Source organism: Pedobacter fastidiosus (assembly GCF_014306625.1).
GTDB lineage: Bacteria > Bacteroidota > Bacteroidia > Sphingobacteriales > Sphingobacteriaceae > Pedobacter > Pedobacter fastidiosus.
In genome coordinates, this window is record NZ_JACRYL010000013.1 from 33,340 (window position 1) to 52,335 (window position 18,996).

Genomic DNA, 18,996 nt, shown 5'->3' on the forward strand with positions numbered 1-18,996 from the left:
AAGCAAGGAAATGATTTTAAGCAAAGAAAATTTAAAAAACATCGACGGAGAAAAGGTTACAAAACCAACCGCAGAAATTCTTGAATTGCCAGAAAGAGTAATCCAATTTGGAACTGGCGTTTTATTACGTGGCTTGCCAGATTATTTTATCGATAAGGCAAATCAGAATCGCATTTTTAATGGTCGGATTTTGATCGTTAAATCAACTTCCAAAGGTGGGGCTGATGCTTTTTCCAAACAAGATAATCTTTATACACTTTGCGTCAAGGGAATAGAAGATGGGGTGAATGTTGAAGAAAACATGATCAATTCTTCCATCAGTCGTGTTTTGTCGGCATCGAAAGATTGGACAGAAATATTAAAAGCTGCGCATCAACCAGAAATGCAAATTGTAATTTCAAACACCACCGAAGTTGGGATTGTTAAAAGTGAAGATCTGATTACCGATCAGCCACCGCAATCTTACCCAGGGAAACTCCTAGCTTTTTTGCACGAAAGATATACTGCTTTTAATGGTTCTGCAGAGAGCGGAATGGTAATCGTACCAACGGAATTGATTAGCGATAATGCCGATAAACTGAAGCAAATTCTATTGGATTTAGCGATTCAAAATAAACTGAGCTGGGATTTTCAGCAGTGGTTAAAAACAGCTAACCAATTCTGTAAAACTTTGGTAGATAGAATTGTTCCTGGCAAATTACCTGCAGAAGCGCAGAAAGAAATTGAAACAGAACTGGGTTACAGCGATGATTTAATGATTATGGCAGAACCTTTCAGACTTTGGGCTATCGAGTCATCAAACGAAAGAGTTAAAGAAATTTTGTCTTTCGCTAAAGCAGATAAAGGCATTTTTATTGTTCCATCAATTGATAAATTCAAAGAGTTAAAACTTCGTTTGCTTAATGGTACGCACACTATAAGCTGCGGACTGGCAATTTTGGCGGGCTTTAATACCGTAAAAGAAGCCATGGCAGATGAAGAGTTTTCTGATCATGTTTTAAAACTAATGAAAGATGAGATTGCGCCAGTTGTAGAGAACGAAGACATTACTTACGATGAAGCGGTAAAATTTGCTAAAAGTGTAATCGATCGTTTCAGCAACCCGTTTTTAGACCATCAATGGCAGGCCATAACTTTAAATTATACCTCTAAAATGCAAATGCGTAATATTCCTTTAATTAGAAAATATTATGCCTTAAACAACGAAGTTCCTCAACTTACCGCTTTCGGTTTTGCGGCCTATATCGTTTTTATGAACGTGGATAAAGATGGCGAAACCTACACCGCAAACGCAAATGGAAAAACATATCCAATTCAGGATGAATTCGCCGAAATCTTATTCAACTATTGGAAAAATCCAGAAACCGTTGTAGAGAATACTTTGGGCGATAGACGTTTGTGGGATAAAAATTTAAACAATTATCCTGGTTTTACAGCAGCGGTAAAATCATACGTAGAATTAATACAGAATAAAGGTGCAAAAGAAACTTTAAGTAACTTGCATTCAGAAAGAACAATTTAAAATGGTTACGAGAATTTTAAAAATCCATCCCAATGATAATGTGCTGGTTGCCCTTCAAAATTTGGCAAAAGGCGAAACCGTTATTCATGATGGACACGAATATAATTTAACGGATGATATCAACGCAAAGCATAAATTTTTTATGCAGGATATGAACGTTGGAGACCCGATTATGATGTATGGTGTTTTGGTTGGAAAGGCTCAGCATTTCATTCCAAAAGGCGGATTAATGGATACTGAAAACACCAAACATGCTTCCGATCCTTTTGAGTTTAGACCGTATCACTACGAGTGGCATGCGCCAGATGTTTCTAAATTTGAAGGCAGAACTTTTAATGGTTATATCCGCAGCGATGGCAGAGTTGGAACGGCTAATTATTGGTTGTTTATCCCGACTGTTTTCTGCGAGAATAGAAATTTAGATGTAATCCGCGAGGCCTTGCACAACGAATTGGGTTATGCCGTAACCGATAAATACAAATCTTATGCGCACCATTTAGTGGAGGCTTATAAAAATGGCGAAATTTTAGAAGAAGCTGATCCTAGTTCTATAGGCCTGGCTAATCCCGTTGCTAACCGTGTTTTTAAAAATGTTGATGGCATTAAGTTTCTAAATCATCAAGGCGGTTGCGGTGGCACTCGTCAGGATGCTGCAGTTTTAAGCAAACTTTTAGCGGCTTATGCAGATCATCCAAACGTAGCCGGAGTAACCGTTTTAAGCTTAGGTTGCCAAAACTTACAGGTACAGGATTTTATGGATGATTTGAAACACCGTAGTCCGAATTTTGATAAACCTTTATTTGTTTTCGAGCAACAGCAATCGCAAAGCGAAGAGCAATTGGTTAAAGAAGCAATCAGAAAAACTTTTATCGGCTTAACTGAAATTAACAAAACAGAACGTCAACCAGCACCCATAAGTAAACTTGTTTTAGGCGTGAAATGTGGTGGAAGCGATGGCTTTAGTGGCATCAGCGCAAACCCTGCGGTTGGTTATACTTCAGATTTATTAGTGGCTTTGGGCGGAACGGTTTTATTGGCCGAATTCCCCGAACTTTGTGGCGCAGAACAACAATTGATTGACCGTACCAAAGACGAAACGGCCGCTCGAAAATTTATTCAGTTAATGACGGCCTATAACCAATCTGCAGAAAATGTGGGTTCTGGATTTTTCATGAATCCATCTCCGGGAAACATTAAGGATGGATTAATTACCGATGCGATTAAAAGTACAGGCGCAGCTAAAAAAGGCGGAACATCGCCAGTTGAAGATGTTTTGGATTATACTGAACCGGTAACTAAAGCAGGTTTAAACTTAGTTTGTACCCCCGGAAACGATGTGGAAGCAACTACAGGGAAAGCCGCATCTGGAGCAACCTTAATTCTGTTTACAACGGGTTTGGGCACACCTACCGGAAATCCGGTTTGTCCAACTATTAAAGTTTCTACAAATAATGCGCTTACAAAACGCATGAGCGATATTATCGATATTAACTGTGGGCCAGTAATAGAAGGCGAAAAAACCATCGAACAAATGGGCGAAGACATTTTGGAATATTGTATCAAAGCAGCTAGTGGCGAAGTAATTCCGAAAGCAGTTTTGCTTAATCAAGATGATTTTATTCCTTGGAAACGCGGCGTGAGTTTGTAGTCTTGAGTCTAGGCACTAAACCGTCATTGCGAGGCACGGAGCAATCTCATTCGTAAAGTAACCTAAGCCCAAAGGTTGGTTGCGCACCAACCATAAAATAATAAATCCGTGGTCTGTGTCCTCACAAACCACAATTAAAAATATGATATAAAAGATAGGTGTTTTGAAAAATCTAAAATCTCCTATCTAATGTCTCAAATCTCATTCAAATGAAACCTTTTTTAGACGAAAATTTTCTTTTGCAAAACAAAACAGCTGAAAAGCTTTATCACAATTTTGCAAAATCATTGCCGATTATCGATTACCATAATCACTTAATCCCAGAGCAAATTGCGAACAATACGCAATTCTCAAATATCAGTCAAGTTTGGCTAGCAGGCGACCATTACAAATGGAGAGCCATGCGGGCCAACGGTGTTGATGAAAAATACATTACCGGTGTGGCATCAGATTACGAAAAGTTTGAAAAATGGGCTGAAACCGTTCCCTATACTTTACGCAATCCTTTATACCATTGGACACATTTAGAACTGCAACGTTATTTTGGAATTACTGATTTGCTTTCTGGTAAAACAGCCCAAAAAATTTACGATGATTGTTCTGCCAAATTGCAAACTCCAGAATATTCTGTTCGTGGTTTATTAGCGAAAATGAATGTTGAGGCTGTTTGTACTACCGATGATCCTTTGGATAGTTTAAACTTTCATCAGCAATTGGTTAGAGAAGGTGCAAACTTAAAAATGTTACCAGCTTTCCGCCCTGATAAGGCAATGAATAGTGATGATGTTGAAGGCTTAAATGAATATATCGATAAATTGGAATCGGTGGTTAATAAAACCATTAGCAGTTTTCAGGATTATATTGATGCTTTAAAAAGTCGCCATGATTACTTTGCAGATCATGGCTGTTCGGTTTCAGATCATGGTTTAGAGCAGATTTATGCTGAAGATTATACAGAAATTGAAATCAAATCGATCTTCGATAAAATTCGTGGTAAACAAGAAATCAGCTATCAGGAAAACCTAAAATTTAAATCGGCAATGCTGGTTTATTTTGCAGAATTGGATCATGAAAAAGGTTGGGTTCAACAATATCATTTAGGTGCTTTGCGCAATAATAACGCAAGAATGCTCAGCAAATTGGGCCCAGATACTGGTTGGGATTCTATCGGAGATTTTAGTCAAGCAAGAATGCTTTCTAAATTTTTAAACCGCTTAGATACGCAGGATAAATTGGCGAAAACGATTATCTATAATCTTAACCCAGCAGATAACGAACTTATTGCAACGATGATTGGAAATTTCAATGATGGATCAATTGCAGGTAAAGTTCAATTTGGTTCGGCTTGGTGGTTTTTAGATCAGAAAGATGGCATGATTAAACAACTTAATGCACTTTCCAATATGGGGCTTTTAAGTCGCATGGTTGGGATGCTTACAGATTCTCGTAGTTTCCTTTCTTTTCCTCGTCACGAATACTTCAGAAGAATTGTTTGTAACCTATTTGGAGAGGATATTGAGAACGGAGAATTGCCAAACGACTTAGAGTGGGTTGGCAAAATTGTGCAGGATATTTCGTATTTTAACGCAAAAAATTACTTTAAATTTTAACCAAAATCAGGCTTTTTGAGTGGAATTCGTTTGAATCAAATCATTTCAATCGTTTTCCTTTCTTTTTCATACCGTTGAAGAAAACAGCATGAAATACGCCGATTAAACATAAAAATGAGCGACCAAATATTAGCTTCATCAAAAAAAGGAGAAAAAGTTTTAAGCTTTGGCGAAATACTTTTACGCATTTGCCCCGATATGGATGGCCAGTGGTTAAAAGAAAATAAATTACCCTTTTACGTTGGCGGTGCAGAGCTTAATGTGGCAACTGCATTAGCCCTTTGGAATGTACCTTCAGCTTACTTATCGGCTGTGCCAAAAAATTCGGTAACAGAAGAAATTATAGAGTATCTCGATAGCAAAAATATAGATACATCGCCTATGGTTTACCACGGCGAGCGTTTGGGTTTATATTATTTGCCCAAAGGAAAAGATTTAAAAAATGCAGGCGTAATTTACGATCGGGCAAATTCTGCTTATGCTCAATTAGAGGTTGGCCAAATTAATTGGGATGAAGTTTTTGAAGGCATAACCTGGTTCCATTTCAGCGCAATTTGCCCAGCGATTAATCAGGCTGTTGCTGATGTTTGTTTGGAAGCTTTGAAAGTAGCAAGCTCAAAAAACATCACCATTTCCTTAGATTTAAACTACCGGGCTAAACTTTGGAAATATGGTAAAGAACCTATTAATATTCTCCCAGAATTAGCCAAATATTGCACCTTAATTATGGGTAATGTTTGGGCGGCAAACAAAATGCTAGGTACAGCGCTTCACGAAGATTTAACACCAACTGAAGGTTATGCAAAGGAAACGTTACTGCAACAAGCAACGGATACATCCAAAGAAATATTAAGTTTGTTTTCGGCATGTAAGGCAGTTGCAAATACCTTCCGATTTGATAATGGAAAAGGAATTAAATATTATACAGCCCTTTACGCCAATAATGAACTAACTGTTTCTGAAGAGTATGTTTCAGAAGAAATTTTAGATAAAGTTGGAAGTGGCGATTGTTTTATGGCGGGATTAATTTATGGTTTTTACAATCATTTATCTGTTAAAGAAACCCTAAACTTTGCTACTGCAGCAGCCTACGATAAATTATACATTCCAAGCGATGCCACAACCAGTACTGTGGCCGATATAGAAAAAAGAATAATAAGATGATCAGCAACAAGCATAAAATTTTAGATGCCATTTTAGAGCAAGGCATGCTACCTCTTTTTTATCAGGATAGCGAAGCCGGAAGTGTAGAGATTCTCCGCACTTTATATAAAGCAGGCGTTCGCGTTTTTGAATATACAAACCGTGGAAAATCGGCTTTGCCAAACTTTAAAAAACTGAAGGAAATTCGCGATGCTGAAATGCCTGATCTTTACTTAGGAATTGGCACCATTAAAACACCTGCAGATGCGCATGCTTTTATTGATGCCGGAACAGATTTTATAGTCGCTCCAATTGTGAATCCTGCAGTTGCAGAAATTGCCAACAAAATTGGTATGCTTTGGATTCCTGGATGTATGACGCCGACAGAAATTAGTGTTGCGCAAGAACACAAAGCCATGCTGATTAAGATTTTCCCAGCCAATATTTTAGGCCCTGAGTTTATATCATCCATAAAAGATTTATTTGCCGGTCAATTATTTATGCCAACAGGCGGAGTAGAAATTGATGCCGATAATTTGAAAACTTGGTTTAAGGCTGGCGTTTGTGCAGTTGGTATGGGCAGTAAACTGATTAGTAAAGACGTTATGAGCAAAGGTTTGTACGAAGAGTTATCCGAAAACACAAAATTAGCGCTTGATTTAATTAAGCAGAATAAATAAACCACACACAACCTAACCAAATGATCCAAACCAAAACAAGCAAATACAGATGGACGATATGTGCACTTCTATTTTTTGCTACCACCATAAACTATCTTGATAGGCAAGTTCTTTCTCTAACCTGGAAAGATTTTATTGCACCAGAATTTCATTGGACGAATAACGACTACGGAAACATAACAGCTTTATTCTCAATTTTTTATGCAATATCGATGCTTTTTGCTGGTCGGTTGGTTGATAAACTCGATACTAAAAAAGGCTTTCTTTGGGCAATTGGCGTTTGGTCTTTTGGTGCTTGTTTACATGCATTTTGTGGCATCGCGACAGCAGGCATATTAAACGGCCATTGGTTGGTAGGTTTTGAAGGCGCAAAAGATTCTATAGAATTAGCAAGCAATACAGGAACAGTTATTACGGTAAGCGTTACCTTGTTTATTTTTGCAAGATTTGTTTTAGCCGTTGGTGAAGCTGGAAATTTCCCTGCAGCAATAAAAGCAACAGCAGAATATTTTCCTAAAAAAGATAGAGCATTTGCTACCAGTATTTTTAACGCTGGCGCAACAGTCGGCGCATTAGCTGCACCAATTACAGTTCCATTTATTGCGAAGGCTTATGGCTGGGAAATGGCTTTTCTTATTATCGGTGCCTTAGGTTTTGTATGGATGGGCTTTTGGGTTTTTGTATATAAAAAACCAGAATTACATCCAAAAGTTAATGCTGAAGAATTGGCTTACATTCAACAGGATATAATTGCGGATAGAAAACTTGCTGATTATGTGGAAGAAACTACAGATAAAGTTTCTTTTATCGATTGCTTTAAATACAAACAAACATGGGCGTTTGCTTTCGGGAAATTTATGACGGATGGAGTTTGGTGGTTCTTTCTATTCTGGACACCCGCTTATTTAAGTTCTGTTTATAAAATGGATTCTACGCAAAGTGCATTTCCATTGTTTGTACTTTATATGATTACCTTACTTTCCATTATTGGTGGCTGGTTACCTACTTATTTTGTAGAGAAAAAGGGTATGAATCCCTATGAAGGCAGAATGAGAGCGATGTTAATTTTTGCGTTTTTCCCACTCCTTGCTTTACTGGCGCAACCGTTAGGGCATATTACCTATTGGATTCCCGTTATAATTATCGGTATCGCTGGTGCAGCGCATCAGGCTTGGTCTGCAAATATTTTCTCTACCGTTGGCGATATGTTTCCTAAAAAAGCGATTGCAACCATTACAGGTATTGGCGGAATGGCAGGCGGTATAGGGTCTTTTTTCATTAATAAAGGATCGGGTTTATTATTCGATTATACAGGTGAAAATCAAATCGTATTTATGGGTTTTAAAGGCGAAGAAGCCGGATATTTCATCGTATTTTCTTTATGTGCTGTTTGCTATTTAATCGGCTGGACAGTAATGAAAACCCTTGTTCCAAAATATAAGGTTATAGAACTAAAATAATTAAGTAAAATCAGGCTGGGTCATAAACGTAAATTGTCATCTTGAGCTTATCGAAGGATTAATAAAAATGCTTTTAAGGCATCTCCAAAGGCTCAATGTGACAAAAATCTACAGAAAAATTGATTTATGATACAGCTTCATTTTCTTCTTCTAAAAGAAGAGCAATATTAATCTATACTAAAACTATAGGTTTAGAGAATTAAATTAAACCCTAACAAACAAACCAAAATTGAGCACAACTTTAAACCTCGAAAGTATTTTCGTTGAAGAAAGCCAGATTCCAGATGAATTTAGGCTCAAAGAAGAAATCAATCAGAGAGAGTTTCTTTCCAACGGAGAAATGAAACCATGGAACGGGCCTTTTAATGAGGTTTTTTCTCCTGTATGTATAAAGACTGCTGATGGCTTAAAACGAAAACGGATCGGTAGTTTTCCGGTTTGTACAGAAAAGGAATCTACTGAAGCTCTGGATGCAGCAGTTGCCGCTTACGATAATGGTCGTGGGCAATGGCCTACCATGAGCGTTGCAGATCGCATTTCTTGCGTAGAAAACTTTACCCATAAAATGATTGAGCAAAAGGAAATTGTTGCAAAATTAATTATGTGGGAAATCGGTAAATCTTATGCCGATTCTGTAAAGGAATTTGATCGTACCGTGGAATACATTTACGCAACGATTGATGCGTTAAAAGATATCGACAGGCAATCTTCTCGTTTTGAAATTGAGCAAGGAATTGTGGCTCAGGTTCGTCGTTCTCCACTTGGAGTTGTACTTTGTATGGGTCCGTTTAATTATCCGTTAAACGAAACATTTACCACGCTGATTCCCGCTTTGATTATGGGCAATACGCTTTTATTCAAACCACCAAAACACGGAACGTTATTGCATTATCCATTGCTTGAAGCTTTCCGTTCTAGTTTTCCTAAAGGTGTTGTAAATACAATTTACGGCCGTGGAAATATAATCGTTCCAGGATTGATGAAATCTGGCAAAATCAATGTATTAACGCTGATCGGATCGAGCAAGGTTGCCAACGAACTTAAAAAATTACATCCAAAAGTTAACCGCTTGAGGGCAATTTTAGGTTTAGATGCTAAAAATGCAGCTATTATTACCAAAGATGCTGATTTAGATTTAGCGGTTTCTGAAACTGTTTTAGGATCGCTTTCCTTTAATGGGCAACGTTGTACTGCGATTAAAATCGTTTACGTTCACCGTAGTTTATCTCAAGAATTTTTAAAACGATTATCTGCCGAAGTTGAAAAACTAAAATTTGGGATGCCGTGGGAAAAAGGTGTAAACTTAACCCCGCTTCCAGAACTTAATAAACCAGAATATTTAAAAGAGTGTATTGATGATGCGGTAAGTCATGGCGCAAAAGTGGTTAATAAAAATGGCGGACAAACTTTAGAAACTTTTGTTTATCCTGCAATTGTTTACCCTGTTACGAGCAACATGAAATTGTACCGCGAAGAACAATTTGGCCCAGTAATTCCTGTTGTTCCTTTTGATGATTTGGAAGAACCAATCGAATATTTAATCGGTTCACCACATGGACAACAAGTTAGTATTTTCAGTAATAATGCTGCTGTAATTTCTTCCCTAATTGATCCTTTGGTTAATCAGGTAAGTCGTGTAAACATTAACTGCCAGTGCCAACGCGGTCCGGATGTTTTTCCTTTTACTGGCCGTAAAGATAGTGCTGAAGGCACACTTTCTGTTGTAGATGCATTACGATCCTTCTCCATAAGATCTTTGGTTGCAACGAAACTTACTGATAACAACAAGAAATTACTAAATGAAATTGTAAGCGATAATGATTCGAACTTTTTAAGTACGAAGTATATTTTTTAAAATTTTCAACTCACTAGTCGTAGCGTTTCGCTACGACTAGTGTTTTATCACAGAAAAATAGAATAAAATTCGTCTTTCAAAAAGAGCCGTTCGCGATTGAGAAAAAGATTTGATAAGTTACTAGCCACAACATTCATTACAACTAAAATTTTGCCACGGAAACACTGATACACGGAAGTTTTTTATAAAAAAACTTCAATTAACTGGATTCCAATTATCCAATCCTTTTAAAACATTCTGAACAGTATAACTTTTAACTTCTTGTGCGGTTAGTTGTTTTGACCAAGAAACACGAGTCTTTGCAGAAGCCCCCAACCCTTTGCTTTTGTACTCTGCGTAATAAGCTGTTTTTTCTTTATCAGGAAACATTGCATCGCCTTTCCACGGATTCCAACCTTCAGCAACTATATGCTTTCCGAGCTCACAATTAATAAAAACGGTTTTGGCAAAAGGTCGCCACGGCCTGCCGAGGTAAACTTTATTAATTGCGCTATCTGCAATCAATTTACAATCAAAAAACACTAAACCATATTTTTGTCGTGGAGATGTTGCAGCTGCGGTTACATAAGAATTGCTTAAACTTTTGATCGTACAATGCTGAAATACCATGGTCGATTTTCCAAAAATAAAATCTGTAGTTCCTTCAATATTACAACCGATATAAATTTGTCTGCTACTTTCTGTAGCGCCGTATAAGGTATCTTGATGACCTAAAATATTGCAGTTTTGCGCCACAAACCGATCACCTTCTACATGGAGTGCAACCGCTTGACCAACTGCTCCAGCATCGTTTACAATTGTTAAATTTTCAAGGGTAATATCATCTGCTTCAACCAAAAATGTGTAAGAAGTGTAGGTGGAAAATTTGTCCTTGCCGAAGGCATCTTTTCCTAATGGATTTACTTTGCCGGAGAAATCTCCAAAAGTTATAATTGTATTTTCTTTTCTTTCGCCGATTAACTTGATCTTCGTTTTCCAAGAAGGAATGATAAGTTTTTCTCTGTAAGTTCCTTTTTTGATTAAAATTTTAACTTCTTTCTCCCCTAAATCTCGTATTGAATTTACAGCTTCCTGAATGGTTTTATAATTCCCAGATCCATCTTGCGAAACGGTGATTTCTTGAGGATAAGTTGGAGACTGTGCCTCACAATTATGGTGAAATAAAGCCAATAATAATGCGAATGAAAAAGCAATAAGATTTGTTTTTCTATTGAAGTTTTTTAACGCAAATTTCATACTTACTTCAATTTTTTAGCTAGGTTCAACTTCTGTTCCTTAATTCCATTTACTACTAAACCAGCAACTTGTTTTGCGCCTTCAGGACTTAAATGTGTATCATCTTTTTTGCCTGTCGGATAATTTACATTTCCAGAATCTACGTGATTAAATAATTTTATGGAAGGAAGATCGCCCATACGATTTAGAAGGCTCTCGGTTTTAATCAGCATATCAATTAAGGGCACTTTTAACGAATCTGCAACCTTCCTGGTTACGCTTGGATAATCTCCATGAGAATCAATTAAAACACCATTTTTAAAGCTCCTTCTCGAAATAGGCGTTAGCAGAACTGGAAACGCTTTTTTGCTTCGGGTTTCATTTACAAATTTAACCAGATTAGCCTTGAATTCTGCAAGTGATGTTCCGATTGCAGGTTTATCTGTCTTCTCATCGTTGTGGCCAAATTCAATAAAAACATAATCGCCAGGAGCTAATTGATCCAGAATGGGTTGCCAATGTTTTTCAGTTTGAAAGGATTTTGTACTTCTTCCGTTTAACGCTCGATTATCAACCACAACATCACTTTTAAAAAAGGCTTGTAATTCCATTCCCCATCCCGTTTCCGGAAAAGCTTCTGGTTTTTTATTTGCAGCGGTAGAATCTCCAATGATATAAACTGTGATTTTCTTCTGCACAAATGTGAAGGAAAGTAATGCTATGGATGCGATTGCAAAAAGGGATTTAATAATTTTCATGATCAAGAAACTGGTACACTAATTTACGGCATAAAAAAGGGCAGATAAAATTATCTGCCCATATATTAATGAATTATTTAATTAAAATGTCCACCGTGGATCTCCAATTGCACCTCCTGTATTTCCTGCAGTTCTCAGTGCTGAGCCAGCTGGTAAAGTGAAATCGGTTGTAGTTGCAGTCCATCCTAAATTTATGGTTTGTGTACTGGTTGAAACTGCCGGCCCGAAGGTTAATGCAGTTCCGCCGGTTAAAGCGGTGGATAAGTTGAAGTAATTACTATTCGTAATGGCGATAGAACTTCCTGCACCTGTTCCTCTAATTGCTGCAGCTACTACAGTGCTAGATTTTGGTGTATTTGCAAAAATGCTATTTTGAATGCTGAAATTAATTGGATTAGTATTCGCATCTAATAACGCATACTTTGCGCTTCCTCCAAAACCATTTATAGTAGAATTGCTAATTAATACCGATGGAGTTTGATCGCCAGTAGCAATTGTTGAAGCCAGTACCAAACCTGGGCCGCAATTGTAAAAAGTAGATTTAGAAACTGTGATGGTGCTAAATTGCAATTTGGTAATGTTGAAAGTGTAATAGGTCGAAGTTCCGTTTGCACCCATATCATAAACTACAGAATTGTTAACCGTAATCCCTGTAATTTTAAAATCTCTAGCTCCAGTGCCTCTATCTCCACGTAAAAATGCAGTTGTAGATCCGTGAACAATGCAATTATCAACAACGATATTAGTAAATGTTGCTGCCGAACCATTTACAGCTTGCGAGCCAATAAGGTTTAGAAAATAAGATGAAGTATTAAGTGTTCCATCAAGCTCAATGCCCGATAAAGTTATACCAGCACCAGTTCCTTCAATGTCTATTTCCTTATAATTTACTTTGGTATCGCTAGGATTTCCAGAAGTAGATTTAATAGTAATGGTTTTTTGAGTGATAAATGAAGATGCAGTCAAGTTATAAGTTCCAGGATTTAAACCGATAACAGCACCATTTGTTGCACCTGTTATTGCTGCAGCTAAATCATCGCCTGGGTTAAGTTTTACGGTGTAAGTTGTTGGCGCTAATGTAGTAAAGGTTGTAATGCCTTTGCTTTTGGTTCCTTGAAAAAGCTCTGCCGTATATTTTGTGCCTGCGGTTAAGCCTGTAACCGATTTTAATCCTGCCGTCGCATCAGCTGTACTCAAAGTAGAAGTTATCGCAGTACCTGTTGTTGGAGTTAGCACGATAGAGCTCAATCCAACAGTTGGCGTGTAGCGTAAAACAACATTATTTTCCTTGATCTCCGCATCTCTTATTGCTAAAAACAGCTGAATCCCAGTTAATTGGAAAGCACTGCTGCGAACGTATTTAGATTCTGGCTGACTTTCAGTTGCATTAGCTTTAACTCTTGCATAATATTTCGTTCTAACCGCAAGATTTTCTTCTGTTACGGTTACGCCAGCGGTATCTGATGTTGTGGTGTATTTTATCGTCGAAAACAGAGAATCTGTAGAGAAATCGATACTGTATTTTAAAGCTTTCCCTGTCGACATTATTGGCAATGTCCAAGTTAATTTAGCTGTAGTTTCACCAGCAGCAATTTTTACATCGCTTGGTTTAAATATTCTGGCTGGATCTGTTGGTGCCTCATCTTCTTTTTTACAAGAAGAAATTGCGATCGCTAAAAGCGATAATAGCATTAGCTTAAATCCCAATTGATATATAATTTTTTTCATCTTAAAGATATTATTACGTTAATAACCAAAGTTTTGAGTAATACTCGGATTCTCGATTAATGCTGTTTTTGGATAAGGGAAAAGTTCTTTTTTATTTGCTTCAAAATAAAATGCCAAACCGGTTGATGTACTTGTAATTGCGTTTTCTTCGGTAACTGCTTTCCTCCAGTTTTTTGTGGTATATCCAGTTGGAGCAGAAGAAGATCCTAAACCTGGCGAAACAAATACGTTGTTTGGTGTACCTCCATATAAATCTAAAGTGGCTACTTCGTTTACACTTGTACCTAAAAGGTAAGTTCCCTCTTTGGCATAAATGTAATCGGGCACCCCAGCATAAGCACCTGTTCCGGCAATTAATGCTCTTAATTTCGTTCTTGTTTCATCAAACTTACTGCCCAACAAATTCCAGCGGATTAAGTCGTATTTACGAATTCCTTCTCCACCAAATTCCAATAAACGTTCTTTAACAATTGCAGTAAAAAATCCAGCCTTATCCGTTGGAGTAACTGGAATTTGAGTTTCAAACCCAACATAAGCACGTTTTTGAACTTCTTGCAAAGCACTTATTGCTGTAGCTGATGGCGAACCATTTATTTCGTTATCAGCTTCTGCGTACATCAGCAAAACATCGGCATAACGTAGAATTGGCCAGTTTACCGCAAAATTTTGAGATGCAGATGAACCGTTAAAGGCTGTCCATGATTTACGGAATTTGCCATCTGTCATGTTAAATAATGTATTAATAATTTTTTTCGATGTAGCTGTGATTTCAAAAACACCAATGGTTACATCTCTACGTGAATCTTTGGTTACATCAAATTCATAAAAATAAGTTGGAACGGCATTCATACCGCCACCGCCAGTACCAAAAGTAGAAGCTGCATTGAAACGAATTCCGTTGTAATAACCCAATTTGCTATCGGTTGATGCATTACTTCCAAATGCCGCCACCTCGAACATCAATTCGTGTGCATCATCAGCTCTTGTTCCGTGTAATGATTTGAAAACGTTTTCATAAACAGGGTTTAATTTATGATCTGCAGGATGATTCATGATGTCCAAACATTCATCGAACGCTATTTTGTAAAAGGTTAGGTAATCGCTACTGCGAACCATTTGATTTACTTTTAGCGCATAACCACCACGAGCCAAAGCAATTCTTGCCCTTAAACCTTTAATAGCACCTTTAGTGAAGCGAAAACTTCCGTATTCAGCAATCGAACTTCTCCATGGCACTAAATCTTCTGCCAATTTTAAATCAGCCAAAATTTGATCGTATGTTTTGTTATGGTCTACGTTAGGACCGTAAAGTGTTTCTGCATCGGCAGCAGGTACAAATGATGCAGGAACATCGCCCCAGTTGCGAATCAGTTCATATAAAAATTGCGCTCTTAAAGCCAATGCTTCACCATAATAGCGTTTCATTAAAATTTGATCTGCCGCAGATCCATTGCTGTAAAGTTTTGAAGCGGGAATGTATTTAATACAAATATTTGCCCTTTCTACACCTTGGTATAATTGTAAAAAGGGGTTAGTTAAATCCGTATTGTCCGAACTTGCTCCGTACATGCTAATTCCGCGTCTATCTGAAGAACTGTAGCTTCCAGATGTTTTAAAATCATCGGCACTTAATCCAAATAAAGTAGAAATTCTACTGCCATAACCGTTATCTCCGCAAAGACGGTTATAAACACCAACAATTGCAGAATTTGTATACGTAGTACTTTCAAAAACCACTTCTGGAGAGGATGATGAAGGTGATTCTACATCCAAATATTTTTTACAGGAAGTGGTTATACTCAACGCTCCAACAGCAATTACCATTAAAGCCGATTTTATAAATTTATTGTTCATTTTCTTTAATGTTGATGTTAAAATACCATGTTAATTCCTGCAAGAATATATCTGCTCCGTGGATAAGCAGCATAATCTACACCTGGTGTTAGTGGATTCGATCTCCGTGTATTTGCCTCTGGATCGTAGCCCGTATAACCTGTAATTGTGTAAAGATTATTAACTGTTCCATAAACCCTTAACTTAGAAATAAACCCTGTTTTTTTAATTAAGGTTTGTGGTAAAGTATAACCTAAAGTTACATTGCTTATTCTCAAAAATGATCCATTTTCAATAGCGTAAGATGTTAGAGAATAATTACCAGTTGTTGGTGTCCACATGGTTGTGTTCGCATTCATTGCTGTTAATAATGCCGGATCGGTTACTTTAACACCATTGGCATCAAAGTTTTGCCAACGATCATTCATTACCGCCAACAAGTTGTTATCCTTAACATTATATTGTGAAGTAAATTCTAACTTGTTTGCGTTATAAACCTTGCTGCCATAACTAAAGTTTACGAAAACCGTTAAGTCAAAGTTTTTATAAGCGAACTGATTGTTTAAACCACCAGTAAATTTCGGCTGTGCATTTCCTAGAACAGTTCTATCATCATCGCCAATCATCATACTCGATGATGAAGAAAGCTTTTGAACTTTCATATCTCCAGGCTGTGGATTTTTGTTTCCTAGTAATACGTAACTATTCGGGATACCAGATTTTAAAGTATAGCTATAACTTCCGTTTGTATTTTGAACAGCCGTGAAATCATCAACCGTATACCTTCCATCAGATATAAAACCGTAGAATTGACCAACCGGTTGACCAACCTCTACTTTAAAATCGCCCAAACTATTTACCCAGCCAGACTGCGTGATGTAAGAATTTACACCGCTTTGTAAGGCCACAATTTTGTTTTTATTAAATGAGATGTTAAAACTTGTGTTGTAGGTAAAATCTTTCGTTCTAACCGCTTGATAATTTAACTGAAACTCCCAACCTGTATTCTGCGTTTTACCAACATTTTGCTGTTGTGTAGAATATCCTGTGGTTTGAGGAACGTTTGCATTTAACAACAAATTTTTAGTTTTGTTATCGTAATAATCGATGTTTAACGTTAGCTTATTTTTAAATAAATCGATATCTAAACCAGCATTTGTTGAGGTATTGGTTTCCCAAGTGATATTGGGATTTGATAAGATGTTTCCTGTACTCGAGCCAGAAATTAAACCTGTAGAAACACCTGCATCGTTAACTGCATAACCACCAGCAGTTGAGTTAGAATAAAATAAGGTTCTAAATAAATCTTGACCGATGCGGTTATTTCCTGCAGCACCATAACTTACACGGACCTTAAGGTTATCGAGCCAGTTTAAATCTAAATCTTTAAAGAATTTTTCTTCTGATGCACGCCAAGCAACCTGTCCTGATGGGAAATAACCCCATTGTTTACCCGCTGCAAATAACGATGAAGCATCTGTTCTAAAGTTGAAGGTTGCGAAATACCTATTCATGAATCCATAAGATGCTCTTCCAAATAAAGAGAATTGTCTGGTTCCAGAGATTAATGATGTTGGTTTATCCTGAATAGATCCTGCTGGTGGTTCTGCTTTTTGGATACTTCCGAAAGCTTCATCAGCCGTAATGTTTACCGGAAACCATTTAATAGTAGAGCTTCCCGCATTCACATCAATCATATTGGTTTCCTCACCCACTAATAAATCCAAAGTGTGCTCTTTGCCCAAATTAGGTTTGTAGGTTAGTGTATTGGTATTCAAAATGCTTTTTGTGGTCGAATTATCTAACTGAATGGCCGGTAAACCAGCATTGTTTCTGGCAACATTACTTACTGGCCCGTTGAAGGTGTTTGTTTTCCTATCAGAGAAAGTCATCCCGATGGTACTCTTAAAAGTTAAATTCTTAAGGATAGAATATTGCAAATATCCACTACTGATTAAATCATTTCTGTAATCGTATTTTAACTCTTGGTTAGCCAATGTAATCGGATTGGTTAAACCAGTTGTTAAATAATCTGCATCGAATAAATCGCCAGAATCACTTCCGCCAGAATATGGCTGGTAACGAACGGAGTTTCTTAAACGGTTAGTACCTTGAGAACCGGTTGAAGAGGTTCCAACCCCATCAATACGCTGGCGACTGTAACGAACATTCAAACCCATTCTTAATTTATCAGAAATTTTATGATCGAAACGAAACGAAGCAAAGGTTCTTTTATAACCTGAGTTTAGCATAATTCCATCCTCTCCAGTATTATTGATAGAGAAATTGTAAGTTGTTTTCTCGGTACCTCCAGATAAATTTAAAATCTGCGTATTGCTCCAAGCTTGGCGACCGAAAACTTTATCCTGCCAATCGATATTTTGAATGTTTTTGTAAATATCCAAATCTTCGAAAGTGCCATATTTCTTGGTAAAAGTGTCCTTTACATCTTGTGCGGTATTGTTGTTATAAAGCTCATATTGATATTTTACAAACTCGTAAGGGTTCATTACATCAAGCTTATTCACAATTTGTCTTGCTCCAGCATAAGTATCAAACGATACGATTGTACGTCCGTTTTTACCGCTTTTGGTTGTAATGATTAAAACGCCATTTGCACCACGACTACCATAAATTGAGGTTGAGGCTACGTCTTTTAGTAAATCCATGCTCTCAATTTCATTCGGAGATAAAATCGACAAAGCATTTTCAACCTGAATTCCATCCACAATATAAAGTGGAGAGTTATCGCCAGTTAGCGAACTACCGCCACGAACTTTAATTACAACCTCTGCACCAGGGCTACCCTCGGTAGATGCTACAGAAACCCCAGCCATTTTACCTGCTAAGGCTTGCGCAATTGTGCTCACTGGAAATTGATCGATATCTTTTCCTTTGATGGAAGAAACAGAACCCGTTAAAGCTTCTTTTCTAACCGATCCATAACCAATATTAACCGTAACCTCTTGTAAGGTATTCGCATCTTCTTCTAAAGACACATCGAACTTGGTTTGATCGGTTACGCCTACGCTTTTGGTTTTATAACCAACGTAGGTAAAAGTAAGGATTGCACCTTTGGCTGGAATACTAATTTTGTAAACACCATTTGCATCGGTATTGGCTCCAGTTTTAGAATCTCTAACGGTAACGCTAACGCCCACAAGTGGTTGGCCATCAACTTTATCTTTTACAGTTCCGGTAAGCTGCTTGTTTTGCGCTTGAGCTACGGATAATCCAAAAAAAGAGAGAAATGCAAAAAAGAGTAAAACTCTGCTCATAATTATTATTTATTTGAAAGTGATTTGGTTTTTCTGAGACTATGCAATCGCTTGCATGTAGAATATAATTCTATTTCGAAATGTTATTGTTTATTAATATTTGGTTACGTTGATGTAACAATTTTACAAACTTAAAACCGATTGCTAACACATTTAACTAAAAAAGTGTGCAAACGTTCCCAAAAACGTTGTTTTAACGTTTATTAATTGAGCAGGTTTAGAACCCCAAAAGAGATATTTTTCGTAACTTGGGTGCAAGTACTAAA

General features: G+C 37.3%; 12 protein-coding genes. 7 read left to right on the forward strand and 5 right to left on the reverse strand.

Annotated features, from left to right (window positions below; all coding sequences use genetic code 11):
* The first annotated feature begins 10 nt into the window (after window positions 1-10).
* The 7 genes from H7U22_RS15085 to H7U22_RS15115 all read left to right on the forward strand — a co-directional run bounded on the left by H7U22_RS15085 (window position 11) and on the right by H7U22_RS15115 (window position 9,918).
* The gene (locus tag H7U22_RS15085) at window positions 11-1,522 is read left to right on the forward strand and encodes a tagaturonate reductase (protein ID WP_187072171.1); all 1,512 of its coding nucleotides are present in this window, start codon (window positions 11-13) and stop codon (window positions 1,520-1,522) included.
* A gap of 1 nt (window position 1,523) precedes the next feature.
* Window positions 1,524-3,170, forward strand: coding sequence for a UxaA family hydrolase (locus tag H7U22_RS15090; protein WP_187072172.1), 1,647 nt, complete (start codon window positions 1,524-1,526; stop codon window positions 3,168-3,170).
* Window positions 3,171-3,379: 209 nt separating this feature from the next.
* Window positions 3,380-4,780 (forward strand): glucuronate isomerase, encoded by a 1,401-nt coding sequence (gene uxaC, locus H7U22_RS15095; protein ID WP_187072173.1) that lies wholly within the window; start codon window positions 3,380-3,382, stop codon window positions 4,778-4,780.
* Between the two features lie 114 nt (window positions 4,781-4,894).
* Complete coding sequence (locus H7U22_RS15100; RefSeq protein ID WP_187072174.1) at window positions 4,895-5,944, forward strand: sugar kinase; 1,050 nt, start codon at window positions 4,895-4,897, stop codon at window positions 5,942-5,944.
* Window positions 5,941-6,603 (forward strand): bifunctional 4-hydroxy-2-oxoglutarate aldolase/2-dehydro-3-deoxy-phosphogluconate aldolase, encoded by a 663-nt coding sequence (locus H7U22_RS15105; RefSeq protein WP_187072175.1) that lies wholly within the window; start codon window positions 5,941-5,943, stop codon window positions 6,601-6,603. The genes H7U22_RS15100 and H7U22_RS15105 overlap by 4 nt, the downstream gene beginning before the upstream one ends.
* Before the next feature lie 20 nt (window positions 6,604-6,623).
* Window positions 6,624-8,063 (forward strand): MFS transporter, encoded by a 1,440-nt coding sequence (locus tag H7U22_RS15110; RefSeq protein WP_187072176.1) that lies wholly within the window; start codon window positions 6,624-6,626, stop codon window positions 8,061-8,063.
* A 229-nt stretch (window positions 8,064-8,292) separates the two neighbouring features.
* Window positions 8,293-9,918, forward strand: coding sequence for an NADP-dependent glyceraldehyde-3-phosphate dehydrogenase (locus H7U22_RS15115; protein ID WP_187072177.1), 1,626 nt, complete (start codon window positions 8,293-8,295; stop codon window positions 9,916-9,918).
* Between the two features lie 195 nt (window positions 9,919-10,113).
* Here H7U22_RS15115 and H7U22_RS15120 read toward each other — a convergent pair whose 3' ends face one another.
* The 5 genes from H7U22_RS15120 to H7U22_RS15140 all read right to left on the reverse strand — a co-directional run bounded on the left by H7U22_RS15120 (window position 10,114) and on the right by H7U22_RS15140 (window position 18,730).
* On the reverse strand, window positions 10,114-11,154 hold the full coding sequence (locus H7U22_RS15120; protein WP_187072178.1) for a pectinesterase family protein: 1,041 nt from the start codon (window positions 11,152-11,154) through the stop codon (window positions 10,114-10,116).
* A 2-nt stretch (window positions 11,155-11,156) separates the two neighbouring features.
* Window positions 11,157-11,891: a rhamnogalacturonan acetylesterase gene (locus tag H7U22_RS15125; RefSeq protein ID WP_187072179.1), complete on the reverse strand. Its 735-nt coding sequence runs from the start codon at window positions 11,889-11,891 to the stop codon at window positions 11,157-11,159.
* A gap of 81 nt (window positions 11,892-11,972) precedes the next feature.
* On the reverse strand, window positions 11,973-13,619 hold the full coding sequence (locus H7U22_RS15130; protein ID WP_187072180.1) for a fibronectin type III domain-containing protein: 1,647 nt from the start codon (window positions 13,617-13,619) through the stop codon (window positions 11,973-11,975).
* A gap of 18 nt (window positions 13,620-13,637) precedes the next feature.
* Window positions 13,638-15,473 (reverse strand): RagB/SusD family nutrient uptake outer membrane protein, encoded by a 1,836-nt coding sequence (locus H7U22_RS15135; protein WP_187072181.1) that lies wholly within the window; start codon window positions 15,471-15,473, stop codon window positions 13,638-13,640.
* Window positions 15,474-15,490: 17 nt separating this feature from the next.
* Complete coding sequence (locus tag H7U22_RS15140) at window positions 15,491-18,730, reverse strand: SusC/RagA family TonB-linked outer membrane protein (RefSeq protein WP_187072182.1); 3,240 nt, start codon at window positions 18,728-18,730, stop codon at window positions 15,491-15,493.
* Window positions 18,731-18,996: the final 266 nt, after the last annotated feature.

Excerpts from the sequence above, each read along its gene's own strand:
- H7U22_RS15085 (WP_187072171.1), top strand. The coding sequence starts at position 11 with ATGATTTTAAGCAAAGAAAATTTAAAAAACATCGACGGAGAAAAGGTT.
- H7U22_RS15090 (WP_187072172.1), top strand. The coding sequence starts at position 1,524 with ATGGTTACGAGAATTTTAAAAATCCATCCCAATGATAATGTGCTGGTT.
- uxaC (WP_187072173.1), top strand. The coding sequence starts at position 3,380 with ATGAAACCTTTTTTAGACGAAAATTTTCTTTTGCAAAACAAAACAGCT.
- H7U22_RS15100 (WP_187072174.1), top strand. The coding sequence starts at position 4,895 with ATGAGCGACCAAATATTAGCTTCATCAAAAAAAGGAGAAAAAGTTTTA.
- H7U22_RS15105 (WP_187072175.1), top strand. The coding sequence starts at position 5,941 with ATGATCAGCAACAAGCATAAAATTTTAGATGCCATTTTAGAGCAAGGC.
- H7U22_RS15110 (WP_187072176.1), top strand. The coding sequence starts at position 6,624 with ATGATCCAAACCAAAACAAGCAAATACAGATGGACGATATGTGCACTT.
- H7U22_RS15120 (WP_187072178.1), bottom strand. The coding sequence starts at position 11,154 with ATGAAATTTGCGTTAAAAAACTTCAATAGAAAAACAAATCTTATTGCT.
- H7U22_RS15125 (WP_187072179.1), bottom strand. The coding sequence starts at position 11,891 with ATGAAAATTATTAAATCCCTTTTTGCAATCGCATCCATAGCATTACTT.
- H7U22_RS15130 (WP_187072180.1), bottom strand. The coding sequence starts at position 13,619 with ATGAAAAAAATTATATATCAATTGGGATTTAAGCTAATGCTATTATCG.
- H7U22_RS15135 (WP_187072181.1), bottom strand. The coding sequence starts at position 15,473 with ATGAACAATAAATTTATAAAATCGGCTTTAATGGTAATTGCTGTTGGA.
- H7U22_RS15140 (WP_187072182.1), bottom strand. The coding sequence starts at position 18,730 with ATGAGCAGAGTTTTACTCTTTTTTGCATTTCTCTCTTTTTTTGGATTA.